At 67.5% G+C, this 26,830-nt stretch carries 26 protein-coding genes; 17 read left to right on the forward strand and 9 right to left on the reverse strand.

The genetic code is table 11. The features are described from left to right. Positions 1-184 precede the first annotated feature (184 nt). Complete coding sequence (locus BWR19_13960; GenBank protein APX93947.1) at positions 185-778, forward strand: pseudouridine synthase; 594 nt, start codon at positions 185-187, stop codon at positions 776-778. Continuing rightward, positions 775-1,224, forward strand: coding sequence for an NUDIX hydrolase (locus BWR19_13965; GenBank protein APX93948.1), 450 nt, complete (start codon positions 775-777; stop codon positions 1,222-1,224). The genes BWR19_13960 and BWR19_13965 overlap by 4 nt, the downstream gene beginning before the upstream one ends. A 17-nt stretch (positions 1,225-1,241) precedes the next feature. On the opposite strand, the gene BWR19_13970 is transcribed toward BWR19_13965, so the two are convergent. The 3 genes from BWR19_13970 to BWR19_13980 form a co-directional block, all read right to left on the reverse strand. Beyond that, complete coding sequence (locus BWR19_13970) at positions 1,242-4,244, reverse strand: hypothetical protein (protein ID APX93949.1); 3,003 nt, start codon at positions 4,242-4,244, stop codon at positions 1,242-1,244. Then, positions 4,241-5,332 carry a hypothetical protein gene (locus BWR19_13975; GenBank protein ID APX93950.1) on the reverse strand — a complete coding sequence of 364 codons (1,092 nt, stop codon included), beginning with the start codon at positions 5,330-5,332 and terminating at the stop codon, positions 4,241-4,243. The genes BWR19_13970 and BWR19_13975 overlap by 4 nt, the downstream gene beginning before the upstream one ends. A 70-nt stretch (positions 5,333-5,402) precedes the next feature. Continuing rightward, complete coding sequence (locus BWR19_13980) at positions 5,403-6,008, reverse strand: hypothetical protein (protein ID APX93951.1); 606 nt, start codon at positions 6,006-6,008, stop codon at positions 5,403-5,405. Positions 6,009-6,143: 135 nt separating this feature from the next. Between BWR19_13980 and BWR19_13985 the strand changes: the two genes are divergently transcribed. The 7 genes from BWR19_13985 (at position 6,144) to BWR19_14015 (ending at position 13,770) form a co-directional block, all read left to right on the forward strand. Continuing rightward, positions 6,144-7,256 carry a tRNA 2-thiouridine(34) synthase MnmA gene (locus BWR19_13985; GenBank protein ID APX93952.1) on the forward strand — a complete coding sequence of 371 codons (1,113 nt, stop codon included), beginning with the start codon at positions 6,144-6,146 and terminating at the stop codon, positions 7,254-7,256. Continuing rightward, a complete protein-coding gene (locus BWR19_13990; GenBank protein APX93953.1) occupies positions 7,253-7,897 on the forward strand; it encodes a lysogenization regulator HflD in 645 nt (214 codons plus the stop codon). Before BWR19_13985 ends, BWR19_13990 begins: the two co-directional genes overlap by 4 nt. A 44-nt stretch (positions 7,898-7,941) precedes the next feature. Beyond that, the gene (locus BWR19_13995) at positions 7,942-9,306 is read left to right on the forward strand and encodes an adenylosuccinate lyase (GenBank protein ID APX93954.1); all 1,365 of its coding nucleotides are present in this window, start codon (positions 7,942-7,944) and stop codon (positions 9,304-9,306) included. 207 nt (positions 9,307-9,513) lie between these two features. Beyond that, complete coding sequence (locus tag BWR19_14000) at positions 9,514-10,701, forward strand: transcription factor (GenBank protein APX93955.1); 1,188 nt, start codon at positions 9,514-9,516, stop codon at positions 10,699-10,701. Then, positions 10,698-11,129 (forward strand): GNAT family N-acetyltransferase, encoded by a 432-nt coding sequence (locus BWR19_14005; GenBank protein APX93956.1) that lies wholly within the window; start codon positions 10,698-10,700, stop codon positions 11,127-11,129. The genes BWR19_14000 and BWR19_14005 overlap by 4 nt, the downstream gene beginning before the upstream one ends. Positions 11,130-11,498: 369 nt before the next feature. Then, entirely contained in the window at positions 11,499-13,097 is a 1,599-nt protein-coding gene (locus tag BWR19_14010; protein ID APX93957.1) for an isocitrate lyase, read from the forward strand. Between the two features lie 205 nt (positions 13,098-13,302). Next, a complete protein-coding gene (locus BWR19_14015) occupies positions 13,303-13,770 on the forward strand; it encodes a hypothetical protein (protein APX93958.1) in 468 nt (155 codons plus the stop codon). A gap of 68 nt (positions 13,771-13,838) precedes the next feature. Here the strand turns inward: BWR19_14015 and BWR19_14020 are convergent, their stop codons facing one another. Beyond that, positions 13,839-14,123 carry a hypothetical protein gene (locus BWR19_14020; GenBank protein APX93959.1) on the reverse strand — a complete coding sequence of 95 codons (285 nt, stop codon included), beginning with the start codon at positions 14,121-14,123 and terminating at the stop codon, positions 13,839-13,841. A gap of 281 nt (positions 14,124-14,404) precedes the next feature. Here BWR19_14020 and BWR19_14025 point away from each other — a divergent pair, with 281 nt between their 5' ends. Then, a complete protein-coding gene (locus BWR19_14025; protein ID APX93960.1) occupies positions 14,405-14,887 on the forward strand; it encodes a peptidylprolyl isomerase in 483 nt (160 codons plus the stop codon). Between the two features lie 57 nt (positions 14,888-14,944). On the opposite strand, the gene BWR19_14030 is transcribed toward BWR19_14025, so the two are convergent. Then, positions 14,945-15,361 (reverse strand): nickel responsive regulator, encoded by a 417-nt coding sequence (locus BWR19_14030; GenBank protein APX93961.1) that lies wholly within the window; start codon positions 15,359-15,361, stop codon positions 14,945-14,947. 130 nt (positions 15,362-15,491) lie between these two features. Between BWR19_14030 and BWR19_14035 the strand changes: the two genes are divergently transcribed. The 5 genes from BWR19_14035 to BWR19_14055 are packed head-to-tail and all read left to right on the forward strand — an operon-like array spanning position 15,492 to position 20,339. Beyond that, positions 15,492-17,066 (forward strand): nickel ABC transporter substrate-binding protein, encoded by a 1,575-nt coding sequence (locus BWR19_14035; GenBank protein APX95037.1) that lies wholly within the window; start codon positions 15,492-15,494, stop codon positions 17,064-17,066. Continuing rightward, positions 17,066-18,046: an ABC transporter permease gene (locus BWR19_14040; GenBank protein ID APX93962.1), complete on the forward strand. Its 981-nt coding sequence runs from the start codon at positions 17,066-17,068 to the stop codon at positions 18,044-18,046. Before BWR19_14035 ends, BWR19_14040 begins: the two co-directional genes overlap by 1 nt. Beyond that, positions 18,043-18,891 (forward strand): peptide ABC transporter permease, encoded by an 849-nt coding sequence (locus BWR19_14045; protein APX93963.1) that lies wholly within the window; start codon positions 18,043-18,045, stop codon positions 18,889-18,891. Before BWR19_14040 ends, BWR19_14045 begins: the two co-directional genes overlap by 4 nt. Positions 18,892-18,919: 28 nt before the next feature. After that, a complete protein-coding gene (locus tag BWR19_14050) occupies positions 18,920-19,729 on the forward strand; it encodes an ATPase (GenBank protein APX93964.1) in 810 nt (269 codons plus the stop codon). Continuing rightward, on the forward strand, positions 19,722-20,339 hold the full coding sequence (locus BWR19_14055) for a nickel ABC transporter ATP-binding protein (protein ID APX93965.1): 618 nt from the start codon (positions 19,722-19,724) through the stop codon (positions 20,337-20,339). The genes BWR19_14050 and BWR19_14055 overlap by 8 nt, the downstream gene beginning before the upstream one ends. Here the strand turns inward: BWR19_14055 and BWR19_14060 are convergent. Both BWR19_14060 and BWR19_14065 read right to left on the reverse strand, forming a co-directional pair. Then, the gene (locus BWR19_14060) at positions 20,324-20,956 is read right to left on the reverse strand and encodes a hypothetical protein (protein APX93966.1); all 633 of its coding nucleotides are present in this window, start codon (positions 20,954-20,956) and stop codon (positions 20,324-20,326) included. The genes BWR19_14055 and BWR19_14060 overlap by 16 nt on opposite strands. Then, a complete protein-coding gene (locus BWR19_14065) occupies positions 20,956-23,148 on the reverse strand; it encodes a pyridine nucleotide-disulfide oxidoreductase (protein APX93967.1) in 2,193 nt (730 codons plus the stop codon). Before BWR19_14065 ends, BWR19_14060 begins: the two co-directional genes overlap by 1 nt. Before the next feature lie 207 nt (positions 23,149-23,355). Here BWR19_14065 and BWR19_14070 point away from each other — a divergent pair, with 207 nt between their 5' ends. After that, positions 23,356-23,964 carry a peptide-methionine (S)-S-oxide reductase gene (locus BWR19_14070; protein APX93968.1) on the forward strand — a complete coding sequence of 203 codons (609 nt, stop codon included), beginning with the start codon at positions 23,356-23,358 and terminating at the stop codon, positions 23,962-23,964. A gap of 7 nt (positions 23,965-23,971) precedes the next feature. Here the strand turns inward: BWR19_14070 and BWR19_14075 are convergent, their stop codons facing one another. Continuing rightward, positions 23,972-25,159, reverse strand: a complete 1,188-nt coding sequence (locus BWR19_14075) for an MFS transporter (GenBank protein APX93969.1) — start codon at positions 25,157-25,159, stop codon at positions 23,972-23,974. Positions 25,160-25,246: 87 nt separating this feature from the next. On the opposite strand from BWR19_14075, the gene BWR19_14080 reads away from it, so the two are divergent. Continuing rightward, complete coding sequence (locus BWR19_14080) at positions 25,247-26,137, forward strand: LysR family transcriptional regulator (GenBank protein APX93970.1); 891 nt, start codon at positions 25,247-25,249, stop codon at positions 26,135-26,137. On the opposite strand, the gene BWR19_14085 is transcribed toward BWR19_14080, so the two are convergent. Then, the gene (locus BWR19_14085) at positions 26,125-26,721 is read right to left on the reverse strand and encodes a glycoside hydrolase (protein APX93971.1); all 597 of its coding nucleotides are present in this window, start codon (positions 26,719-26,721) and stop codon (positions 26,125-26,127) included. The genes BWR19_14080 and BWR19_14085 overlap by 13 nt on opposite strands. Between the last annotated feature and the right edge of the window lie 109 nt (positions 26,722-26,830).

Raw genomic sequence — 26,830 nt, forward strand, 5'->3', positions numbered from 1 at the left:
AGGCAGGGACAGGACTCGGCGGGTCCGGTTGTGACGACGGCGCTCCCAGCGATCGGCTGGCAGTATACCAGCGCGAGGCCTGTTTCGCATGAGCGATGTTCGTCTACCCCCGCCCCGCGGCGACCGACGAGCCGGCCCTGCAAGCAGCGACGTAATACGATTTACCCCTTGATGGCGGAGCCCCATGAGCACCCTGTATCTACTCCACAAGCCTTATCAGGTGCTCTCACAGTTCACCGATCGTGAGGGCCGCGCGACCCTGGCCGACTATCTCGAGGCGCCCGGGGTGTATGCCGCCGGCCGCCTCGACTACGACTCAGAAGGCCTGCTGCTGCTCAGCGACGATGGGGCGCTGATCCATCGCATCAGCCATCCGCGCCACAAGCAGCCCAAGACCTATCGGGTCCAGGTCGAGGGCGAGCCCAACGACGCCGCGTTGCAGGCCCTGCGCCACGGCGTGCCGCTCAAGGATGGGCCGACGCGGCCGGCCAAGGTACGCCGCCTCGAGGCCAGCGAGCTGCCCGACCGCCAGCCGCCGCTGGACCCCAAGCGCCATCCGCACACTGCCTGGCTGGAACTGACCATCAGCGAAGGGCGCAACCGTCAGGTACGGCGCATGACCGCTCACGTCGGCCACCCCACCCTGCGCCTGGTGCGCGTCGCCATCGGCCCCTGGCGACTCGACGGCCTGGCCCCCGGCGAGTGGCGCCGCGAAATCCTCAATGCCCCGGCGCGTCGAACGGCCAGGTCTCACCCCCCACAGAGGCGCTCACGATGAAACGCTGGTCTCCCCGGGTCACCGTCGCCACCGTCGTCGAGCGCGCCGGCCGCTATTTGCTGGTCGAGGAGGACCGCGGCGGCCCCTTCACCCTGTTCAACCAGCCCGCCGGCCATCTGGAGCCCGGCGAACGGCTGCTCGAGGCCGCCGAGCGTGAAGTCCGCGAAGAGACCGCCTGGCGGGTCGGCATCACCGACTACCTGGGGCTCTACGTCTACCACGCTCAGGACGGCCTGACCTTTCACAGCCACGGCTATGTGGGCATGGCGCTGGCCCACCTGGGCAACGAGCTCGACCGCGACGTCCTGGCCATTCACTGGCTGACCTTCGATGAGATCGAGGACCTGGAGCGCGCCGGCCGGCTGAGAAGCCCGCTGGTGATGCGCCGCATCCGCGACGCGCGCAGCGGCCGGGTGTTCCCGATGGACGTGATTCAGGAGCGCTAGCACCCACGCCCCTGAGCTCACCACTTCATCACCAGTCGATAGAGCGCCGGGATCACCAGTAGCGTGAGCAGGGTCGAGGCGATGAGCCCCGAGATGATCGCCCAGGCCATGGGCGGCCACAGCGTCGACTGGGTCAGGGTCAGGGGCACCAGGCCGGCAACGGTGGTGGCGGTGGTGAGCAGCACCGGCCGGGTGCGCCGAGCGACCGCCCCGACGACCGCATCGTCCAGGGGCATGCCCTGCCGGCGATGGGTATTCATCACGTCGATCAGCACGATGGCATTGTTGACCACGATCCCCACCAGGGCGACGACGCCCAGCATGGCGGTGAAGCCGAACGGCTGCCCGGTCAGCCACAGGCCCGGGATCACGCCGATGGCCGCCAGCGGCACGGTGGTCAATACGATGCCCAACTGGCGAAAGGAGTTGAACTGCGCCAGCAGGAAGACGACCAGCAACAGGATGCCGAATGGCAGGGTCTGGAACAGCGCCGTATTGGCATCCCCCGCCGACTCGGCCGCCCCACCCACCGTGTAGGTCACTCCCTCGGGCAGCTCGAGCTCCGCCAGCCGCGGCAGCAGTCCGTCCAGCACCCCGGCATAGGTCTGGCCATCCGCCACCTCGGCCAGCACGGTGGTCATGCGGCGCAGGCCACGATGCTGGATCACCGCCGGCTGCCATGTCGTGCGCAGGGCGGCGACCTCGCCGAGAGGCACCGAGTCGCCGTTGTCCGCGGTCAGACGCAGCCCTTCGAGTGCGGACAGGGGGAAACGCTCGCCCTCCGGGGAACGAATCAGCAGCGCCGCGGGTTCCCGCTCGGCGCGCCAGGTACTCACCTCGATGCCGCGACTGGCCCCCGCCACCGCCATGGCGACCTCGCGCCGCGACAGGCCGAAATCGCCGGCACGGGCATCGTCCACGTCCAGCCGCAGCGTGGGGAGCCCTTCACCCAGAGTATGCCGCGCATCCCGCGCACCCTCGGCACCCCGCACCAGCGCCAGAATGCGCTCCGTGCCTTCGGCGAGCCGACTGCGCTCCTCGGCGAAGACGCGAATCTCGACGGGGGCCGTGACGGGCGGCCCCTGCCCCAGGCGTCGCGCCACCACATCGGCCTCCGGCAACCGTTCCGAGGTAACGTCCCGGACCCACGCCATCAGCGGGGCCAGATCGTCGGCATGCTCCGCCTCGACCACCAGCCGCGCCAGATGCGCCTGACGGGGCTGCTCGACCAGGTTGTAATAGAACCGTGGGCCGCTGAAGCCGGCAAAAAGGTGTACGCCGGTCACCGCCGGCCGCTCACGCAGGTCCGCGGCCAGCACGCTCGCCTCATGGGCGGTGTAATCGAGATGCGTGCCCTCGGCGAAGTGCAGATCGATGACCAGTTGGTTGCGGTCCGTATCGGGAAAGAAGTCATGGTTGAGCAGTGGCACCATGGCCAGCGCGCCCACCAGCAGGACCACGGCGCCGGCGAGTATGCCGCCGGGCCAGCGAACGGCGAAGCGCCCGATCCGCGAACCCGCGCCTGACAGGCTGCGCCGCTGTGAGCCGCCGCCGGGCTTGAGGATGGCGGCGGCGAAGACGGGGGTGACGAAGATGGCATAGAGGTAGCTCACCACCAGGGTCAGCATCACCATCACCGGAATCGCCCGGGTGAAGTCGGCGGTATTGCCGCTGGAAAGCAGCAGCGGCACGAAGGCGGCCAGGGTGGTGCCGGTCGCCGCCAGCAGCGGCGCGGCAAGCTCTCGCACCGAACGCGACACGGCCTCCGCCGCCGAGCGCCCCTGGTCGCGATGCCACTGCAGGTTCTCCACCATGACGATGGCGTTGTCCACCAGCATACCCAGCGCGATCACCATGCCCGCCACGGCGATCTGGTGCAGGATGCCGCCTCCCATGGCATAGATGGCCAGGGCCGAAAAGGTCACCAGCGGCACGATCAGCATCACCGCGAATCCCAGCCTCAGGCCCATGGTCAGGAACAGCAGGACGCCGAGAATGGCAATACCCAGCAGCAGCGAGACGCCGAGTTCGGCCAGCCGCTGCTCCACCCAGCGGGGCTGATAGAACATCTCCTGGATCTGCAGCGGCGCATAGGCGGGGCGCACCTCATCGAGCAGGCTGCGCAGGGATTCGCCGAAACGCACGGCATTGACCCGCTCGTTGGAGAGAATGATGCCCAGTGCCACGGCGGGCTCACCGTCATGCCAGATCCGCTCGGTGGCGGGCTCCCGTGGCGACAGCCGTACATCCGCCAGCTCGCCTAGCGGAATGACGTCGCCAGGCCGCGTGCGAATCGGCGTCATGGCCAGATCTTCGAGGCTGCCAAACTCCGTCACCGGGTCGAGCACCACCGAGCGCCCGCCGCTGGAGAGGCTGCCCCCCGCGGACGTCAGGTTGCGGGCGGCCAACTGATCGCCCAGCGCCTGGGCATCGAGCCCGGTCAGTTCCGCCAGGGCATCGTCCCAACTGACGATGACCTGCTGCCCGGGATCGGCGAGCAGGTCGATGCGCGCAATGTCCTTGAGTCGGAACAGATCCCGACGCAGCCGCTCGGCCGCCTCGCGCAGCTCGAGCAGGTCATCGGAGCCGGTCACCGACAGCACGATGCCGTGGGCATCGGAGTCCCGATCGCTGATCTCGGCGTCACCCACCCCGTCGGGAAACTTGCGCGACGCCCGGTTCACCGCAATGCGGATCTGCTCCCAGGCGGCGTCGGTGTCATAGACATGCTCGTGCATCTCGATGGTGACATGCGCCACCCCCAGCCGCGCCGTGCCGATGAGCTCGTTGACCTCCTCGACCTGGGCCAGCTCCTCTTCCAGCGCGTTGAGCACCAGACGCTCGACCTGCTCCGGCTCCGCGCCGGGATACGGCACCAGCACCTGGCCGAAGCGGTAGGGAAAGAAGGGATCCTCCTGACGGTCCATGGTCAGCCAGGCGGCCAGTCCGATCAGCGCCAGCAGTGTCGTCACGGTCAGCACCAGGCGCTTGACGTGCAGCGTCGCGTGCAGCCACTTCATGGCAGTACCCGCACGCTATCGCCCGGCTGGAGGCGCCCCTGGCCCGCCACCACCACCCGGTCGCCGTGAGAAAGCGGGGCCGAGATGGTCACCCAGTCGTCCGCCAGTCGTCCCGGCGCCACCGCCACCCGCCGTATGCTCTCCTCATCAGTGAGGGCGAGGACGTAGGGCGCGTGCCCGCCGGGGTCCTGCACGGCAGAGAGTGGCACCTGCAGCGATGACCCCATGGGAACGGCAAGAGATACCTGCACCGACTCCCCGGGGGCCAGCCGCGGGTCGGGGTCGAGTTCGACCACCACCGGCACCAGCGCCGAACCGGCTCTCCCCACGCTGCTGATCCGCCCCTGGAAGCGGCCTTCCAGTAGCGTCGGCGACACCTGAACCGGCATCCCCGCGGTTAGCCGGGCGCCGAGCATCGCCGGGACGCGAATCGCCACCTCCACGCCATCGGTACCGGAAAGCGCCAGCACCGGTTCCCCGGCGGCCACGAAGTCGCCTGCCTCGACGAACAGGTCGGCCACGTCGGCCGCGAACGGCGCCCGCAGCGTCATCTCCTCGACCTGGGCTGCGGCATCGGCACGGGCAGCCACTGCCTGCTCCCGGACCTGGGCGGTGGCCTGCCGTTCTGCGACCAGCCGATCCAGCTCCTCCTGGGCGACCAGGTTCCGCTCGCGCAGCACCCGGGCCCGCTCGACATCCCTCTCAAGCCTGGCGAGATGGGCATCGAGCTCCTTGACCCGCCCCTCGGCACCCGCCAAGGCAGGTTCAAGCGCGGGGTTGTGCAGCCGGGCCAGGGGGTCTCCCTGCTCGACGCGCTGGCCGCGCTCCACGAGGCGCTCGCTGAGCACGCCGGCATGCAGGAAAGCCGGCGTGCCCCGGTCCATAGCCTGCACCACACCGGGGAAGCGCATCCTCTGTTCGGCGGCGCCGTTGCGCACCTGGGCGACACGCACCATCGGCCGAGTATCGAGCGTTTCGTTGGCCTCGCCCCTCGCGGCCGGCGCCGAGTCGCAGCCAGCAAGTAGCAGCACGATGCCCAGCACCCCCAGCACCCTCGTGGCAGCCTCTCCTCTTGCCCCCTGTGTCATGTTCCTGCTTCCTCATTCAGCGAACAGGCTTAACAAACTGGCCGACCGGTCAGTAATTGGCACAAAAAACTCAGTTCTGCGGCGCGACCCCGGCCATGAAGATCGTCAGAAAATCTTCCAGAAAAGCCTCGTCGCTGCCCATGCCCGGCCAGTGTTGATGATGACACTTGGCCTCGAACCATTGCGTGCACGTCATCACGAACAGCGCGATCACATGGGTTGGGTTGATGTCCTTACGCAGCAGGCCACGCACCTGGGCCTGGCGAACCCATTCGGCACCCGCACCGACGAGCTGGTGGTCGAGCTCTCCACAATGACTGTCCCCTTCCAGATGGGTCCAGGCGAACAACCGCACGACGCCGGGGTTGTCGCGTAAAAAGTGGAAGTAGGCTTCCACCGAATTCCGCAACAGCATGGCATCCGGCTCACCGGCCCCCTCCAGCATGGCCATCTGACCAGTGTAATAGCGCTCGAAGGCACGATTCTTGACCGCCTCCCACAGCTGTTCTTTGCTGCCGAAATGGTGATGGATCAGGCTCTTGGTCACATCGGCCGAACGCGCCAGCGCACTCAGCTTGACGGCGGAGAAGCCCTGCTCTACGAAGAGGGACTCCGCCGCGTCGAGAATGCGGGTGCGGGTCAGTTCAGGATCTCGGGTCTGGGTTTTCTGGCTCATCGCCAGACGATAGCCTCGATTGGCCGGCCGGTCAATTGACCCCGTGCTCGTCGCAGCGAAGCCCCACAAGATGAAGCACCGCAGCAACATGAGGTATAATCGCCGGCCATTTGAGGCTCCAACCCGAGAGAGTGTATGTCTTCAGCTACCGGCAAGGTGATCGTCGGCATGTCCGGCGGTGTCGACTCCTCCGTCTCTGCACAGCTGCTGCTCGACCAGGGTTACCAGGTCGAGGGGTTGTTCATGAAGAACTGGGACGAGGACGACGGTACCGAGTACTGCACCGCCAAGGAGGATCTGGCAGACGCCCAGGCGGTGTGCGACAAGCTCGGCATCCACCTGCACACCGCCAACTTCGCCGCCGAGTACTGGGACAACGTCTTCGAGCACTTCCTGGCCGAGTATCAGGCCGGGCGCACGCCGAACCCTGACATCCTGTGCAACCGCGAGATCAAGTTCAAGGTGTTCCTCGAGTACGCCGAGATGCTCGGTGCCGACAAGATCGCCACCGGCCACTACGTGCGTGGCGGCGTGCGCGACGGCCGCCCACGCCTGCTCAAGGGCCTGGATGCCAACAAGGACCAGAGCTACTTCCTGCACGCGGTGCCCGAGGCGGCCATCGCCCGCACCCTGTTCCCGGTCGGCGAACTCGAGAAGCCCGAGGTCCGCGCGATCGCCGAGCGCCACGGTCTGGCTACCGCGCGCAAGAAGGACTCGACGGGGATCTGCTTTATCGGCGAGCGGCGCTTCAGCGACTTCCTCAAGCAGTATCTGCCGGCCCGGCCGGGCACCATCGAGACCCCCGACGGCGAGTTGATCGGCGAGCACATGGGCCTGATGTACTACACCCTCGGCCAGCGCCAGGGGCTCGGCATCGGCGGCCTGGCCAACCACCCGGATGCGCCCTGGTACGTGGCCGCCAAGGACCTCGAGCGCAACGTGCTGGTCGCCGTCCAGGGCAAGCACCACCCGCTGCTGTACAGCGACAGCCTGGCCACCGAGGCCATGGACTGGGTAGCCGGCGACCCGCCCGCCGCGACTGGCCGCTTCACCGCCAAGACCCGCTACCGCCAGGAAGACGTGCCTTGCCATATGCACACGCTGCCCGATGGCGGCGTCGAGGTGCGCTTCGATGAACCGCAGCGCGCGGTGACGCCGGGCCAGTCGCTGGTGCTCTACGCTAACGACGTCTGCCTCGGCGGCGGCGTGATCCGCACCACCTGGAACGCCACGGAGGCAGCCGCATGAGCAGTACCCCGATCCACAGCGCCCCGGACAGCCCGATGGCCCGCCAGGCCCTGGCGCTGGCCGGCGTCTTTCAGGCCGCCGCAGTGGTCGACGAAATGGCGCGCACCGGCCAGGCCGACGAGCGCGCCTGGAGCACCCTGATTCGCGCCACCGTGGACACCGACCCCGAGAGCTTCGAAGCCATCTACGGCGGCCATCCCAACTACCTGCGCCAAGGGCTCGACGTGCTCGAGGCAGTGGTCGGCCGCAAGCAGGCCAACCCGGTGGTGCTGCGCTACGGCTTCTCGCTGCTGATGCTGATGAACAAGCTGCGCAACAACAGCGACATGATGGGCACCCTGGGCAGCAAGCTGACCCGCATCCAGGGCCAGGCCGAGCACTTCGGCGACACCCACGAAAACGTGGTCGCCAGCCTCGGCGAGCTCTATCAGGAGACGCTCTCGACCTTCAAGTACCGCATCGTGGTACAGGGCGAGCCCAGCCTGCTACAGCAGCGCATGATGCCCGAGCGGGTGCGCGCCGCGCTGCTGGCCGGCGTGCGCTTCGGCCTGCTGTGGCATCAGCAGGGCGGCCGGCGCTGGAAGCTGGTGTTCCAGCGCGGTGCCATGAAGCGCGCCCTCGACCAGATCAACCGCCAGTGATCCGCGACCAGACGACCCGTCCCAACCTCCAGGAAGACCCGACCATGCAGCTCTCCTCCCTGACCGCCCTCTCCCCCGTCGACGGCCGCTACGGCAGCAAGGCCGCGGCGCTGCGCGAGCACTTCAGTGAATTCGGCCTGATCCGCGCCCGGGTCACCGTCGAGGTGCGCTGGCTCGAGGCGCTGGCCGCGCTGCCGGGCATCGCCGAGGTGCCGCCGCTGTCACCGGCCGCCAAGGCCTTCCTCGACGCCCTGGTGGCCGACTTCAGTGAAGCCGACGCCGCGCGCATCAAGGAGATCGAGCGCACCACCAATCACGACGTCAAGGCGGTGGAGTACTTCATCAAGGAGCGCATCGCCGAGCAGCCCGAGCTGCACGCGATCAGCGAATTCGTGCACTTCGCCTGCACCAGCGAGGACATCAACAACCTCTCCCACGGCGTGATGCTGACAGACGGGCTCAAGAGCCTGCTGCCGGTGATGCACGAGGTGGCCGACGCCATCGCCGCACTCGCCCACCAGCACGCCGCCCAGCCGATGCTGTCGCGCACCCACGGCCAGACCGCCAGCCCCACCACGCTCGGCAAGGAGATGGCCAACGTCGCCTACCGTCTGCGCCGCCAGCTCAAGCAGATCGAGGGCGTCGAGATCCTCGGCAAGATCAACGGCGCGGTGGGCAACTACAACGCCCACCTCACCACCTACCCCGAGGTCGACTGGGAAGCCAATGCCCGCACATTCGTCGAGGGCCTGGGGCTCTCCTTCAACCCCTACACCACCCAGATCGAGCCCCACGACTACATCGCCGAGCTGTTCGACGCCATCTGCCGTTTCCACACCGTGCTGATCGACTTCGATCGCGACGTCTGGGGATATATTTCGCTGGGCTACTTCAAGCAGCGCACCGTCGAGGGCGAGATCGGCTCCTCGACCATGCCGCACAAGGTCAACCCCATCGACTTCGAGAACTCCGAGGGCAACCTGGGGCTGGCCAACGCCATCCTCGGCCACCTGGCCCAGAAGCTGCCGATCTCGCGCTGGCAGCGCGACCTCACCGACTCCACGGTGCTGCGCAACCTCGGCGTCGGCCTGGCCTACGGCCTGATCGCCTACCAGGCCTCGCTCAAGGGCATCTCCAAGCTCGAGGCCAACCCCTCGCGCCTTGACGAAGACCTCGACGCCAGCTGGGAAGTGCTCGCCGAGCCGATCCAGACGGTGATGCGCCGCTACGGCATCGAGCAGCCCTACGAGAAGCTCAAGGAACTGACCCGCGGCAAGCGCATCGACCAGGCCGGCTTCGCCGCCTTCATCGACACCCTGAAACTTCCCGAGGACGTCAAAGTGGAGCTGAAGGCACTCAGCCCGGCGACCTATACTGGCAATGCCAGTGAGCAAGCGAGCAGGCTGTAAGCGCCTAGCGCCCAGCAAATTCAGCGGCGCCGGGGACAGGCCGTAGAGGGGTTTTTGCCAGGAACGGCAAAAGGTAGCGTACAGGGACGTATTTACAGCGCCCCCTCGCAGGCCTGTCGCCGGTTCAGCCGCGGGACAGCATAAGCGGCGCCGGGGACAGTCGCGATTCCTGCCCGCAGCTTCAATCTTTGCAACGAGGTACGACGCATGCCCCCTGATTCCCCGCGACAACTGCTCGGCGGCCTCACCGCCAGCGAGTTCCTGCGCGACGTCTGGCAGCAGAAACCGCTGCTGATCCGCGGCGCCCTGTCCGACCTCGAATGCCCGCTCGACCCAGACGAGCTGGCCGGCCTGGCCTGCGAGGAAGGCATCGAAGCGCGCCTGGTCGATGAGCATGGCCGCGACGGCCCCTGGCAGGTCCAGCACGGCCCCTTCGATGACGCCACCTTTGCCGCCCTGCCCGACGAGAACTGGTCGCTGCTGGTCCAGGCCGTAGACCACTACGTACCCGAGGTCGCCGCGCTGCTCGAGCACTTCGACTTCCTGCCGCGCTGGCGCCTCGACGACATCATGATCAGCTACGCCCCGCCGGGCGGCAGCGTCGGCCCCCACGTCGACCACTACGACGTCTTCCTGCTCCAGGCCAGCGGCCAGCGCCGCTGGCAGCTGGGCGGCGCGGTGGCCGACGACGCCCCGATCATCGCCGGCATCGACCTGCGCATCCTCGAGCGCTTCGAGGTAACCCCGGGTGATGACTGGGTGCTCGAGCCCGGCGACATGCTCTACTTGCCGCCCGGCTGGGCCCACCACGGGGTCAGCCAGTCCGACGACTGCATGACGGTCTCGGTGGGCTTCCGCGCCCCCTCCGCCGACGAGGCGGTGACCTCCTATGCCGACTATGTCGGCGAGACGCTGCCCGCCTCGAGGCGCTTCGGCGATGCCGGCATGACGCCGCCCGTCGATCCCAGTGAGCTCGACGACGACGCAGTCCAGCGTGTACGCCAGCTGATCCTCGACAGCCTAGATGACCCCGCCCAGATGGCACAGTGGTTCGGCCGAGCCATGACCCAGCCCAAGTATGTCGACCAGCTGGTGCCTGCCGAACGCCCCATCGAGGTCGAGGAGCTTGTCGCGACACTACACGACGGCGACGAGCTGGTGCGCAGCCTGGGGTCGCGCTTCGCCTGGCGGGCGCTTGACGATGCGCGTGCCACACTGTTCGTCGACGGCGACGGTCTGACCTGCTCGCTGCCGCTGGCCCGGGCGCTGGCCTCCGACGCCGCGCTTGACGCCACGCTGCTCGAAATCGACGGCGCCGCCGAGCTGCTCGCGCTGCTGCATGATCGCGGTAGCCTCGGCTGGCCACTGGAAGACGACGATGAGGATGACCAATGAGCGACGCCATCAGCATGGAACAGGGTGACTGGGAAGAACTCGGCAGCGAAGCCAGCGAGATACGCCGCATCGTGTTCATCGTCGAGCAGCAGGTCCCCCAGGAAGAGGAGTGGGACGGTCGCGATGCCTTCTGCCTGCACTTCCTGATCCGCCATCACGGCCGGGCACTGGGCACTGCGCGACTGCTGCCGGACGGCCACCTGGGGCGCGTAGCGGTTCTCGAGGAGGGCCGCGGCCTGGGCCTCGGCCGGCGCCTCGTCGAGGCCGCCATCGAGGCGGCACGCCACCAGGGGCATGCCCATCTCGAGCTGGCGGCCCAGCTGCAGGCTATCCCTTTCTACGAACGACTCGGCTTCAGTGCCTATGGCGACGAATTCCTCGACGCCGGCATTCCGCACCGCAACATGTCCCTTTCTCTAGGTGACTGATTCACCGACACCTTTCCCCATAGAAGAAAGCTGACTACAGAAAGCGAGCCGTTTTTGGCTCGCTTGTAGTCATACTACAACCCCTTCTGCCGCTAAGTAATGATTGTTGAGCCCAGTGTTCATGGGCCATAGTTCAATCACAGGCATGAATTAAAACGACCGTTTTATAGCCTCATGTAGTGGCCATTAAACATTCGTTTTATTTTGAGACCTGATACGACCAAGGCAGTACAGACAGCGCTACAGACCTGGTCAATGCTGATATCACTTCGCAGGTGCAGCATAGCAACGGACACCCTTGGCACCGGGTGAAGTCGACCAAGCCAATAGCGTGATACTGCAGCGCAAAAGACGAGAAAGGACGGCCCCATGTCAGTTTACCAAGACGACCTAAACACCATCACTCGACTGCGTGACGCCCAGGGCGGCAAGTGGGACACCATCAATCCCGAGTATGCCGCGCGCATGAAAGCCCAGAACCGCTTCAAGACCGGTCTCGACATTGCCCGCTACACCGCCGGCATCATGCGCCAGGACATGGCCGACTATGACGCCGACACCAGCCAGTACACCCAGTCGCTGGGCTGCTGGCACGGTTTCATCGGCCAACAGAAGATGATCGCGATCAAGCGTCACCACGGCACCACCAAGAAGCGCTACCTGTACCTGTCGGGATGGATGATCGCCGCGCTGCGTTCCGAGTTCGGCCCGCTGCCCGACCAGTCGATGCATGAGAAGACCTCGGTGCCGGCGCTGATCGAAGAGCTCTACACCTTCCTGCGCCAGGCCGACGCCCGTGAGCTGGGCCACCTGTTCCATGAACTTGACGATGCCCGGGCCAAGGGTGACGCCATTGCCGAACGTGCCGTGCAGAAGCGCATCGACAACCATGAGACCCACGTGGTGCCGATCATCGCCGATATCGACGCCGGCTTCGGTAACGAGGAGGCTACCTACCTGCTGGCCAAGCGCATGATCGAGGCGGGTGCCTGCTGCATCCAGCTCGAGAACCAGGTCTCCGACGCCAAGCAGTGCGGCCATCAGGACGGCAAGGTTACCGTGCCCCACGAGGACTTCCTGGCCAAGATCAATGCCGTGCGCTACGCCTTCCTCGAGCTGGGGGTCGACGACGGGGTGATCGTGGCACGCACCGACTCGCTGGGCGCCGGCCTGACCCAGAAACTGCCGGTAAGCAAGGAGCCGGGCGACCTCGCTGCACAGTACAACCGCTTTCTCTACACCACGCCGATCGAATCTGCCGACGACGTCAGCGAGGGCGACAGCGTGATCAAGCTGGATGGCGAACTGCGCAAGCCGCTGCGCCTGGCCAACGGCCTGTATCGCTTCCGCTCAGGCACCGGCGAGGATCGCGTGGTGCTGGACTGCATCACCAGCCTGCAGAACGGTGCCGATCTGCTGTGGATCGAGACCGAGAAGCCCCACGTCGGCCAGATTGCCAGCATGGTCAACCGCATCCGTGAGGTAGTGCCCGACGCCAAGCTGGTCTACAACAACTCGCCGTCCTTCAACTGGACCCTCAACTTCCGCCAGCAGGTGTTCGACGCCTGGCAGACCGAAGGCAAGGATGTCTCGGGCTACGACCGCGCCCAGCTGATGAGCGCCGACTACGACGACACCGAGCTGGCCGCGGTGGCCGACGAGTGGACGCGCAACTTCCAGCGCGACGGCGCGCGGGAGGCGGGTATCTTCCACCACCTGATCACCTTGCCGACCTATCACACCGCGGCACTCTCCACCGATGAGCTGGCCAAGGGCTACTTCGGCGAAGAGGGCATGCTGGCCTACGTCGCCGGCGTCCAGCGCAAGGAGATTCGTAGCGGCCTGGCCTGCGTCAAGCACCAGGACATGGCCGGCTCCAATATCGGTGACGACCACAAGGAGTACTTCTCCGGCGCCGGCGCCCTCAAGGCCGGCGGCAAGGACAACACCATGAACCAGTTTGGCTGATTCACGCCGACACGCGCAGATCGCATGGCATGACAGTGATTGGGGAGGCAGCCGCCTCCCCTTTTTTGCGTTTCCTTATTGTTTGCCGAATGCCCGGCCTACACTGGGGGCACTCGAGCATAAGACGCTGGTCGAAGCGGGAAAGTAGGATTAAACTCGCTGAAAACACCGTTTCATAATCTGTTTCATCATCGGAGGTGCTTCCATGAAACGTCTTCTTCCCGTCGTTGCCTTGGGCGTGCTGACATTGGCCGGCTGTGCCAATACCGCGCCCTTAGGCGGCGACGTCTACCGCAGCAGCCAGGCCCAGACCGGCCAGAGCGTTGCCTACGGCACCATCACCGCATTGCGCCAGGTACAGATCCAGGCCGACAGCCCCCAGGGCAATGTGATAGGTACGGTCGGCGGCGGCGTCATCGGCGGCTTGCTGGGTAACCAGGTCGGCGGTGGCTCCGGCCGCCAGCTAGCAACGGCCGCCGGTGCCATCGGCGGCGCCGTGGCCGGTTCGCGTACCGAGGATGCGGTCAACCGTACCCGCGCCTGGGAAATGGAAGTGCGTCGCGACAACGGCGAGAGCGTGGTGGTGGTCCAGCGCGCCGACCGCAACTTCCAGGTGGGTCAGCGTGTCCGCCTGATCGGTAGCGGAGCCAGCATGAGCGTGGCGCCTTACTGAGATTTCCTCTACTCACAGCAAAAAGGCTCGCCAATGGCGAGCCTTTTAGTTTCTGGTCACGGCGGGGCTCAGTGCGACTTGGCTTTCTTCATCGCCCAGCACAGCAGGCGCTTGGCGACCCAGGCAACCAGCGCAATGAATAGCAGGGTCAGCAGCATGTCCACCGGACGCACCAGGAAGGTCGCCCCCAGGATCGCCAGCGCCGGGCACCACACCCAGCGATCATCGCCGTCGCTGCGCAACACCTCGGGCAGCACCCGCTGCAGGAAAGGGCTCAGGCTGGCCTCCCAGCGGCTCAGGCCGAAATAGAGGATCGCGGCAAATCCAATTAGCCAGATAATGGTCACGGTCATCGGCATCTCCATCATGATTTAGCAATTGAAGGGTATAACACTGCGAGTAAATGACGCTCAGGGTAAAACATGCCGGCCACGAAAAGTACCCACTATTCGGCGCATGTTGCCCCTCGCACAACGCGTCGCCGGCTCGTCGCCCACCACGGGCCCGCAGACCACTCGCCTTGAGCATCAATCATGATGGGCAGGCAAAACCTGAAAAAATTCCCTGCGCCCCTGACAGCCCCCCAACCGGCACGTTACCATTGCCGAGACATGCACTCACCAAAGGTTCATCAATGCAGATTGCGCAGAACTCCGTTGTCGCGTTTCACTACACCCTGACCAACGACGCAGGTGAAGTGCTGGACAGCTCGGAAGGCCGCGACCCGCTCACTTACCTCCACGGCGCCGGCAACATCATTCCGGGCCTGGAAAAGGAGCTCGAAGGCCGCGAGAGCGGTGAGAAGCTGCAGGTCACCGTTCAGCCGGCCGAAGGCTATGGCGAGACCCAGCCGTCGCTGGTACAGGAAGTGCCCCGCGATGCCTTCCAAGGCGTCGAGAGCGTCGAGCCGGGCATGCAGTTCCAGGCTCAGACCCAGGGCGGCCCGCTGATGGTCACCGTGACTCAGGTCGAAGGCGACACCGTGACCGTGGATGGCAACCATCCGCTGGCCGGCCAGACGCTGAACTTCGACGTCGAGATCGCCACGGTTCGCGAAGCCAGCCAGGAAGAGCTCGAGCACGGCCACGTGCACGGCGAGGGCGGCGTGGAGCACTAAACGCTCGCTACGCTCGACCCGACACGCGGGGCAGCCATCGGCTGCCCCGCGGTCGTTTCAGGCCTCGCCGTCGGCGCGCTGTGGCACCAGCACCAGTTGCCCGTGGCGCACGCTGCGCTCGGCGATCACCTCGCTGGCGAACCCCTGCACTTCGCTGCCTTGCCCCTTGAGCACGGCTATCTCAAGGCAACTGTGGTGGTCGAGATGCACGTGCAGGGTCGAGACGGTCAAGTGGTGGTGGGCATGTGAGTGGTGGGTCAGGCGCTTGGACAGCTCACGCGCGGCGTGATCGTAGACATACACCAGCGCCCCCACGCAAGGCTGCTCGGCATCGCCGTCGAGGGCCGTCTCCTTGATGCCTGCCCGCGCCAGGTCGCGGATCGCCTCGGAGCGGTTCTGGTAGCCGCGCTGAACGATCAACCGATCCAGATCCGCCATCAGGGCATCGTCCAATGTCACCGTTACCCGCTGCATCACTCCCTCCTTGCCTCGTGCCGCTCGCCACACAAGTATGATGTTATTGACTAGACTTCATACCCCTTCGACTTTAGGGTAAAGAAAAAAGCCCAAGGACCCCATGATGCCGCTATTCTGCCGACGCTGGATGGCCGCTGCGACGCTTGTCGCGCCTCTCGCCTTCGGCGCGACTGCCGCCCACGCCGAGCCATCCCTGGTACTGGCCATCGGCGGTGAGCCCAGCGAGGGCTTCGACCCGCTGCTGGGCTGGGGCCACTACGGCCACCCGCTGTTCCAGTCGACGCTGCTGAGCCGCGATGCCGACCTGGCGACTCAGCCAGAGCTGGCCCGCGACTGGACGCTGTCCGATGATCGTCTGCGCTGGACACTCACTCTGCGCGACGACGCCACCTTCAGCGACGGCACCCCGCTGACCGCCAAGGATGTGGCCTTCACCTTCAACGCCGCCGCCCGCGCCGGAGGGCGCGCCGACCTCAGCGTACTGGCCAGCGCCGACGCCCTCGACGACCACCGCGTGCAGCTGAGCCTGACAGAGCCGCGCATCACCTTCGTCGACACCCTCTACACCCTGGGCATCGTCCCCGACGCCGACCGCGATAACGGCTACCACGACGGCTACGGCCGGGCGCCGCTGGGCTCAGGCCCCTACCGGCTGGTCGAGTGGCAAGAGGGCGAGCAACTGATCGTCGAACGCAACCCCTACTACCATGGCGACACACCGCCCTTCCAACGGCTGGTGTTCCAGTTCACCGGCGAGGATACCACGCTGGCCTCGGCCAATGCCGGCCGCCTGCAGCTGGCCGCGATTCCGCCGGCGCTGGCCGCCCAGCCGCCCGCCGGCATGCGCCGGGTCGCCATGCGCAGCGTCGACAACCGCGGCATCCTGTTTCCCATGCAGCCCGCACGCGGTGAAGTCAGCGACAGCGGCGCGCCGATCGGCAATGACGTCACCGCCGACCCGGCGATCCGCCACGCGGTCAACCTGGCCATCGACCGCGAGCTGCTGGTGGAGGTCGCCCTGCACGGCTTTGGCCAGCCGGCCTACGGCCCCGCCGACGGCCTGCCGTGGAGCGACGCCGCCGAACGCGTCGACGACGGCGACCTGCAGGCCGCTGCCGAGCGGCTAGACGCCGCAGGCTGGCAGTTGCAGGGCGATGGCCTGCGCCGGCGCGACGGCCAGGCGGCGGGCTTCCGGCTCACCTACCCTGCCGGCGACACCACCCGCCAGTTGCTCGCCGAGAGCGTCGCCGAACTGCTGCGCCCGCTGGGCATCGCGGTCGAACCGACGGGCCGCCACTGGGACGAGATCCGCCGCGAGGCGCTGCATCAGGATGCCATCCTGTTCGGCTGGGGCAGCCACAGCCCGCAGGAGATCTACTACCTCTATCACAGCCAGCACGCCGGCCAGGATTACTACAACAGCGGCTTGTATGCCAACCCGACCGTCGACGCCCACCTCGAGGCGGCCCAGAGCGCCGCGAGCTTCGACGCCTCGCTGCCCCATTGGCGAGCGGCCCAGTGGGACGGCGAAGCGGGCTACGGGGTACGCGGCGATGCCGCCTGGGCCTGGCTGGTCAATCTCGAGCACCTCTACTTCGTCGACGACTGCCTCGACCTCGGTGAGCTGGGCATCGCGCCCCACGGCCACGGCTGGCCGATCACCGCCAACCTGCTCGAATGGCAGTGGCAGTGCGACGGATGATGCGTTTGATCGCCCCGTTGGCGAGGCGGCTGCTGCGCCTGATCGCGGTGCTCGGGATAGTGGCGCTGGCCGCCTTCGGCCTGATGCAGGCCTCGCCGGTGGACCCAGTAGACGCCTACCTGGGCCCGCAGCTGGCCCAGGTCAGCCCCGAGCAGCGGGCGCTGATTGCCGAACGCTGGGGCGCCGACCAGCCCGCAGCGCAGCAGTTTGGGCTGTGGCTTGGCAACCTGCTGCGCGGCGAGCTGGGCTGGAGCCGGGTCTACAACGCCCCGGTCAGCGAGGTGATCGGCACCCGCTTCCTGGCCTCGCTGCCACTGCTGGCCAGCGCCTGGCTGGGCGCCACCCTGTTCGGCTTCATCCTCGGCGTGGTGGCCGGCACCCGCGAAGACGGCTGGGCGGATCGTTGGATCCGCCGCTACGCCTACACCCTGGCCTCGACGCCGACCTTCTGGCTGGCGATCCTGGCGCTGCTGCTGTTCTCGGTAGCGCTGGGCTGGACCCCGGTGTGCTGCGCCGGCCCCGTCGGCATGACCCGCGACGAAGTGGGCCTGGCCAGCCGCCTGCATCATCTGCTGCTGCCGGCGTTGACCCTGTCCCTGCTCGGCGTGGCCCAGATCACCCTGCATACCCGGGCGCGGATGCTCGAGCTGATGCGCTCCGACGTGGCCCTGCACGCCTTTGCCCAAGGCGCCAGCCGGCGCGAGGTGGCGTGGCGCCACGGCGCGCGGCACGCCTGCCTGCCGGCGCTGACGCTGGCCTTCGCTTCGCTCGGCGAGCTGTTCGGCGGCTCGATCCTGGTCGAGCAGGTATTCGCCTACCCCGGCCTGGGTCGCGCCACGGTCGAGGCCGGCCTGCGTAGCGATATCCCGCTGCTGCTGGCCATCGCACTGTTCACCGCGCTGTTCGTCAGCGCCGGCAATGCCCTGGCCGACGGCCTCTACCGATTGATCGACCCGCGCCTGCGCGAGGTGCGTACATGAGCCGTGATGCGTCGCCACCGCTGGCCCTGCGCGGCAATCCGCGGCTGGCCCTGGCACTCGGCTCCCTGGTCCTGCTGGCCGCCCTCGTCGCGCTGCTGATCGCCCAGCCCACGCTCGCCGAGCGTGCCGCCGCCAGCGACTTCCAGGCCCGCCTGCTGGCCCCCGGCGGCGAGCACTGGTTCGGCACCGACGTGCTGGGTCGCGACCTGTTCGCACGCACCCTGCAGGGCCTGGCACTGAGCCTATGGGTGGGCGCGGCGGCGGCACTGCTCGGTACCCTGATCGCGCTGGCCTTGGCGGCCCTGGCCAGCCTCGACCGTCGCGCCGATGCCGCCGTCGGGCTGCTGGTCGACAGCGTGCTGGGGCTGCCGCATCTGATTCTGCTGATCCTGATCGCTTTCGCCCTGGGCGGCGGCACCCAGGCGGTGATCATTGCCGTGGCACTGACCCACTGGCCGAGCCTGACCCGGGTACTGCGCGCCGAGCTGCTGCAGCTGCGCCAGGCCGACTATGTGCGCCTGTCGCGGCGTTTCGGCAAGTCGCGCCGCCATGTGATCCGCCACCACCTGCTGCCGGCACTGCTGCCTCACTGCCTGGTCGGCGGCCTGCTGCTGTTTCCCCATGCGATCCTCCACGAGGCGGCGCTGACCTTCCTCGGCTTCGGCCTTAGCCCGGGTCAGCCCGCCATCGGTGTGCTACTCGCCGAGTCGCTGCGCTATCTCAGCGCCGGCTACTGGTGGCTGGGCGTCTTCCCCGGGCTCGGCCTGCTGCTGCTGGTGCTGACCTTCGATCGCCTGGGCAGCGCCCTACGGCGGCTGCTCACCCCCCGCGAGGCCCAGCAATGACCCCGACCTCATCAAGCGGAGCCTGACCATGCTCGAGATCCGCCAGCTCGCCCTCGACTTCCTGCGCTACCGCGGCCTATGGCGCCGCGAGGCGGTCGCCTGCCTGCACGACGTATCGCTGACGCTGACCCGCGGCGAAGTGCACGCCGTGGTGGGCGCCTCCGGGGCCGGCAAGAGCCTGATGGCCCAAGCCATGATGGGGCTACTGCCCGGCAACACCCGGCGCCGCGGTGAGCTGTGGCTCGACGGCGAGCCGCTTGACGCGGCGCGCCAGGCGGCGCTGCGCGGCAAACGTCTGGCGCTGATTCCCCAGTCGCTGGCGGCGCTGGATCCGCTGGTACGTAGCCAGCGTCAGGTCGCCTGGGCGGCACAGCGTGCCGGCGCCGCCGCACCGCGGGCGGCCGCCGAACGCGCCCTGGCGCAGCTCGGCCTGGTCGGCGACAGCGCTCGGCGCTACCCCCACCAGCTCTCCGGCGGCATGGCGCGGCGGGTGCTGCTGGCCATGGCCACCGCCGGCGACGCCGAGTGGCTGATCGCCGACGAGCCCAGCGTCGGCCTCGACCCGCAGCAGCGCGACGGCGTGCTCGACCAGCTGCGCGAGCTAGCCGACGCCGGCAAGGGCGTGCTGCTGATCACCCACGACCTGCGCCATGCGCTGCGCGTGGCCGACCGGGTCACGGTGTTCCACGCCGGCACCACCCTGGAAACCGCGCCGGCGGATGCCTTCCAGGGTTGTGGCGAGGCGCTGGCCAGCGACTACGCCCGGGCGCTTTGGCGGGCCCTGCCCGACAACGATTTCGCTCGGCCGTCGCTGCACGAGGTCGCCCAGCTTGCTTGAGGCACGCGACATCACGCTCGGCTATGGTGCCGGCGAGTGCGTGCTGCGCGGGCTCTCGCTGCGGCTGGCAGCGGGGGAATGGGTCGGCCTCAGCGGCGCCTCGGGGTCCGGCAAGTCGACCCTCGGCCAGGTGCTCGCCGGGCATCTTGCGCCTCGGCGTGGCAGCCTGCGGCTCGACGGCGCAGCGCTGCCGCGGCACGGCCTGCACCCGGTGCAGTGGCTGCCCCAGGTGCCGGAGCTGGCGGTCAATCCGCGCTGGCGCATCGGCCGCGTACTGAATGAGGCCTGGTCGCCGAGCGCCGCGCAGCGCCGGCGCTTCGGCATCGACGACGCCTGGCTCGAACGCTATCCCCACGAACTGTCCGGCGGCGAGCTGCAGCGGGTGGTGGTGCTGCGCGGCCTGGCGCCCGGGGTTCGCTACCTGATCGCCGACGAGATCTCCTCGATGCTCGACGCCATCACCCAGGCAGCGCTATGGCAGGCGCTGCGCGAGGAAGCGCAGGAGCGCACCCTGGGGATGCTGGTGATCGGTCATGACCCGGCGCTGCTGCAGCGACTCTGCCAGCGTCGCCTGCGACTAGACAACGGTCAGCTCTACCCCGAGTCCTGACCCTCGCGTGCCCGCAGGGTGCGATAGCCACCCCACAACCGGGTGGCGGTGGTGATCAGACAGGCCACCGCGAACAGCGTGGCCAGCAGCGCAAAGTGCTGGGGAAACAGACAGAACAGCACGAAGGCGAACAGCGTCTCGGTGCCCTCGGTGAGCCCGTGCAGGTAGTAGAAGGCCTTGGATTCAAACCGTGGCCGCTCCAGGCGGTGCTTGGCGGCCATGATCGCGAAGGCCAGAAAGGAGGTACCGGTACCGATGAAGGCGAACAGCAGCAGCGCCGCCGCCAGGGCGTTGGCCGCCGGGTCGGCCAGCGCAAAGCCCAGCACCACCGCGGCGTAGAAGACGAAGTCGAGGCCGATATCGAGGAAACCGCCGGCATCGCTGGCACGCTGGGTATGCCGCGCCAGGGCACCGTCCAGCCCGTCGCCGAGCCGGTTGAGCAGGATCACCACCAGCGCCGCGGCGTACCACTCCAGCGCCAGCAGCGGCAGCACCAGCATGCCCACCGCGAAGGCCGCCAGGGTGACATGATCCGCTTGCACGCCGCGTCGTGCCAGCGCTGCAGCCATCCATCCAAGCGGCGCCTGGGTCAACGGCATAGTCCAGCGGTCGAGCATCAGCTGCGCTCCTCACGGGCATCGATCAGGTGTGGCTTGCCGCTGCGCCGCCGCCAGCGGAAGTAGCGCGCCAGCCAGTCGAGCACACGCTCGGGTTTGTGGGCATTCTTCCACACACCGGCGCTGGCCTTGGCCGCCTCCGAATAGCTCGGATAGGGATGAATGGTCGCCAGCAGCTTGTTGAGGCCGATATTGCGGGTCATCGCCAGGGTGAAGGTGGCGAGCAGCTCGCCGGCGCCGTGGCCGACCACGCAGGCGCCGAGGATCCGGTCCTTGCCGGGCACCGTCAGCACCTTGACGAAGCCGCGGTCGTAGCCGTCGGCGATGGCGCGGTCCAGCTCGCCGAGCTCGTAGCGGGTCAGCTCATACGCGACCCCGCGCGCCTCGGCCTCGCGCTCGCTAAGCCCGACCCGCGCCACCTCGGGGTCGCTGAAGGTCACCGCCGGCAGCGCCCGGTAGCTGACCGCGAAGCACTTGACCTCGCCGAACAGGGCGTTGACGGTGGCGTGCCAGGCTTGGTGGGCGCTGGCGTGGGTCAGTTGGTAGGGTCCCACGACGTCGCCGCAGGCCCAGATATTGGGGTGCACGCTGCGCAGGGTCTCGTCGACATCGAGGGTGCCGTTGGCACGGGTGGCAATCCCCAGCGCCTCCAGTCCCAATCCGGTCACGTTGGCCTCGCGTCCCACCGCCATCAGCAGGCGGTCGAAGACGAGGCGTGCCTGGCTGCCGTCGCCGCGCTCGATGACCAGCACCTTGCCGCGCTCGGCGTGACTGGGACCCGGCTCCACCGCCACCGCGCGACAGCCCAGATGCAGCGCCACGCCCTCCTCGCGCAGCCCGGCCTCGAGCGCCTCGGCGACGTCGCGATCCTCCCGCGGCAGCAGCTGGGCGGCGCCTTCGACCAGGTTTACCCGGCTACCCAGCCGCGCGAAGCTCTGGCCCAGTTCGCAGCCGATCGGCCCGCCGCCGATCACCACCAGCCGCTCGGGCAGCCGCTCGAGCTGCCACAGGTTGTCGGAGGTCAGCATCTCGTCGGCAGCGATGCCCGGCAGCGGCAGCACCCGCGGACGCGCACCGCTGGCGATGATCACATGGCGACTGGTCAGCACCCGCTCGCCGACGCGCACCTCCCACGGCGTCTGCAGGTGCGCCTCGCCGTGCACCACGTCCACGCCGAGCCCGCGATAGCGAGCCGGGCTGTCGTGGGGGGCGACCTTGGCAACGGCCGCGTGGACATGCGCCATGACGCCGTGAAAATCGATATCGGGTGCGCCGAGGTGAACCCCGAAGCGCTTGGCGCTGCGCGCCTCATGGGCGGCGCGGGCGGCGCGAATCAGCGCCTTGGAGGGCACGCAGCCGGTATTCAGGCAGTCGCCGCCCATGGCATCGCGCTCCACCAGCGCTACCCGCGCCTTGACCGCCGCGGCGATATAGCTCGCCACCAGCCCCGCCGAGCCGGCGCCGATCACCACGATGTCGTAGTCGAAGCTGCGCGGGCGGTGGTAGGCCTTGGCCAGCCGTCGACGCTTGATGGCCTCCACCGTGAAGCGTGCCAGCAGTGGAAACAGCCCGATCAGCACGAACGACACGATCAGCGTCGGCGACAGGATCCCGCCCAGCGACTCGAGGCTGCCGAGCTCGCGGCCGGCGTTCACGAACACCGCGGTGCCGGGCAGCATGCCCAGCTGACTGACCCAATAGAAGGTCGTCACCTTCATGCGCGTCAGCCCCATCACCAGGTTGATGACGAAGAACGGGAACAGCGGAATCAAACGTAGGGTGAACAGATACAGCGCGCCCTCACGCTGAATGCCGCGGTTGATGCTGTCGAGCTGCGAAGCAAAGCGACGCTCCAGCGGGCCGCGGGCCAGGGTCCGCGCGATCAGGAAGGCCAGGGTCGCGCCCAGGGTGCTGGCGAAGGAGATGATCAACAGCCCCCAGCCGAAGCCGAACAGCGCCCCGCCGAGCAGCGTCAGCAGTGTGGCGCCGGGCAGCGACAGCCCGGCCATCAGCGTGTAGATCAGGAAGAACCCGCCGCCGACCAGCAGCGGCCGCTCGCCGAACCAGTGCTGGAACTCGGCCTGATTGGCCCTTAGGTTGTCGAGGGTCAGCCACTGGTGCGCGCCGCTGATAAAGAATGTCGCCACGACCAGCGCAATACCGGCCAGGATCCATAGTCGTCGTTGTGCCAAGCTCGTCTCTCCATGATCGGGGTACCTGCCTGAGCCTCAGGTTACGCACGCCTCCCGGCGCCCTATTCTTAGAGGAAACTGCGCATCAGGTTGGCGCTAAGTCGCGTTGGGGCCTGGCTTCCTTACACCGGCAGCCGCAAGTACCCGGGGAACCCCTATGCCATCAGGCCATCAAAGCAGTCATCGTCCCGCAACCGGTCAATTACCATGCCACCGATTCGTCCGCTTCGCTACGCCCTGCTTGCCCTGCTGCCACTCGCCGCCCACGCCGAAGAGGCCAACCAGTCGACGGCCGAGGCGGTCTTCGCCGGCGGCTGCTTCTGGTGCGTGGAAGAGTTCTTCGATGCCGTCGACGGCGTGCTCGCCACGACCTCCGGCTTCAGCGGCGGTGACGTCGAAAACCCCAGCTACGAGCAGGTAGTGGCCGGCGGCACCGGGCATGCCGAAGTGGTCAAGGTCGAATACGACCCGTCCCAGGTCGACTACGAGACGCTGCTGCATGTGTTCTGGCGCAACGTCGACCCCTTCGTCGAAGACCGTCAGTTCTGCGACGCCGGCGAGGCCTATCGCAGCGCGATCTTCACCGCCAGCGACGAGGAGCGCGCCCTGGCCGAGGCCAGCCGGGACGCCGTGGCCGAGCGCTTCGACCAGCCCATCGCGACCCGGATCTATGACTTCGAAACCTTCTACCCGGCCGAGGATTACCACCAGAACTACTATCAGGAGAACCCGCTGCGCTACCGCTTCTACAAGTCGGCCTGCGGCCGTGAAGAGCGCCTCGAGGAGATCTGGGGGGATGAAGCCGGCGGCTTGTAGTGCGCCCTCAGCCCGCCAGGCGGCGCTCCTGACGGCCTAGCCGTGCGGCCAGCGCCAGGGTCACCGCCAATACCAGCCACGAGGCCAGCGCCACGCCCCACCAGTGGGCCAGCTGCCAGAACGGCTCCAGGTAGAAGCCGCCGAGGCTGGCGCCAACGTAGTAGAACACCAGGTAGAGCGCCGAGGCGCTGCCGCGTGCCGCCTTGGCCTGGCGACCGACCCAGCTCGAGGCCGTCGAGTGGGCGAAGAAGAAGCCGAAGGCGTTGACGGTCAATCCGATGATGATCGCCGCCAGCGACCCGGCCAGGGTCAGCAGGGTGCCGGCGGCAAAGATCGCGATGCCCAGCATCATGCAACGCGGCTGCGACAGCCGCTGGGCGGCCCGCCCGGACAGCGAGGCGCCCAGGGTGCCGCCCAGGTAGGTGACGAAGACCATCCCCAGCCACTGGGTGGCCAGGCCGTAGGGCGCCTCGCTCAAGCGGAAGGTGATATAGCTGTATTGGTTGATGAAAATCAGGAAGTTGAGTCCACCGATCAGGTAGGCACCGAGCAGCAGCGGATTGCCCAGGTGGCCGGCGATCGAGGCCAGCGCCGCCGTCAGCCGAAACGGCTGCGGCGCGAAGTGGCGCGATGCCGGCAGCAGCTTCCAGAACAGCGCCACGCACACCACGCTGACCACGCCGACGGTCGCGAAGCTAGCCTGCCAGCCGCCCAGATCGGCGGCGAAACCGCCCATGACACGACCGCCGATGCCGCCCAGGGTGTTGGCGCTGATATACAGCCCCACCGCCAGCATCAGTCCACGCCTGTCGAACTCGTCGCCCATCCAGGCGATGGCCACCGCCGGCAGGCCACCCAGTACGAATCCCTGCACGGCCCGCAGCGCGAGCAGCGTAGGGTAGTTCGGCGCCAGCGCCAGTCCCAGGCTGCACAGGGTGGTCAGCACCAGGGTCACCAGCATGATGCCGCGACGGCCGATGGCGTCGGAGAGCGTACCGAACACCAGCAGCGCCAGCGCCAGCGCCAGCGTCGACACCGACATCACCAACCCTGCGGCCAGGGTCGAGATACCGAATACCTGGCGCAGCTCCGGCAGCAGCGGCTGCGGCGCGTAGAGATTGATGAATACCGTGAAGGATCCCAGGCAGAGGGCCAGGGTGGCACGCCACCAGGCGCGGCTATGGGCTTCGATCATGGACGTCTCCCCGTGGGAGAGGCATGATCGTCGTCTCGGACCAATAAGCCAAACAGCAACTTTTGATAGCCGCCATCGGATTTTCTTATGAGCCTACCCTTCGATCTGCGCGCCCTACAGTGCTTCGTCAGCGTCGCCGACCAGCGCGGCTTCAGCGCCGCCGCCCGCGAGCTGCATGTCGCTCAGTCGGCCATCAGCCAGACCATCGCCAATCTCGAAAAGCGCCTCGAGCTGACCCTCTTCCATCGCCACGAGCGACGCATCAGCCTCACCGCCGAAGGCGAAGCGCTCTACGCCCACGCCAAGGCGCTGCTCGAGCGCGCCGAGGCGGCCCATCTGGCGATGCGCGAGCTGCACGGCCTGGTCAAGGGCGAGGTGCGCATCGGCATTCCCTCGATGCTCGGCTCCTACTACTTTCCGCCGCTGCTGATGGGCTTCAAGGCGCGCCACCCGGGCATCCGCCTGACGGTGGTCGAGGCCGGCACGCGTCGCCTGCAGCACATGATCAACGCTGGCGAGCTGGATCTGGGTGTGGTGATCGACGATGCCACCAGCCAGGGGCTGGAGCGGCGCCGCTTCCTGCGCGAGGAGATGGTGGTTTGCGTACCCGAGGATCATCCGTTTGCCGGACGCGCCAGCGTCTCGCCGGCGGACTTCTTCAGCGAGCCCTTGGTGCTGTTTCAGGACGGCTACTTTCACCGCGAGTTCGTCGATGCCCTGGCCGAGGCGGGTGACCACCAGGCCGACGTGGCCTTTCAGTCGAACCTGATTCCGCTGACCAAGGCCATCGTCCGCCAGGGGTTCGGGATCACCACCTTCCTGCGCCGGGTGATCGACGAGCCGGGGCTGGCCGCGGTGTCGTTCGCCCCCGAGGCGTGGCTGGAACTCTCGCTGGCCTGGGCCCGTGGCAGTGGCCTGTCACGGGCCGAGCAGGCCTTCGTCGACTTCGTGCTGGAGCACCCCGATCAGCCGCGCTGAGTCCAGGCCGCGCGCTGTGCCAGCTGGGTCTGGTCCATGGGCCGCCGCGACTGCCAGTAGTGGCGCTGCCAGTAGGTGTTATCGATCTCGGAGAGGATCACCCCCTGGGACGTGGAGGCGTGCAGGAAGTAGCCGTCGCCGACATAGACGCCGACGTGGTTGTAAGGCCCCGGCGGGCGAAAGAACACCAGATCACCGGGACGCAGCTCGCTACGCTCGATGCGGCTGCCCTGCAGCGCCTGGGACTCGGTGGTGCGCGGCAGGTCCATGCGGAAGCTGTCGTTGAAGACATGCTGCATCAGCGCCGAGCAGTCGATGCCGGCCTGGCCTTCGCCGCCCAGGCGATAGGGGGTGCCCACCCAGCGCTCGTGCTGCGCCAGCAGTGCCTGGCGCACCAGCGCCGGCGAGGGACGCTGGAAACTGCGCAGTTCGCGGGTCGGGTTGTCCACCGGAGACATCAGCGGGTCACGGTCGAGAGACGGCAGGGAAGTACCGAAGTACTCGGCGGGCGGCTCTTCCTGCGGGGTTCCAGCACAGCCAGCCACGATACCGAGAAGCAGACATACGCCAGCAATACGCAACATTAAGCGACCTCGTTCACGAATGCGCGAACCGCGCCTTGCCACCAGCACGCGTAATCACGCATGTCGGGGGCAGTGTGACGTCGCTGTGGAAGTGGTGCCCAGGGCGGAT

Origin of the sequence: Halomonas sp. 1513, assembly GCA_001971685.1 — a bacterium.
Classification (GTDB): domain Bacteria; phylum Pseudomonadota; class Gammaproteobacteria; order Pseudomonadales; family Halomonadaceae; genus Franzmannia.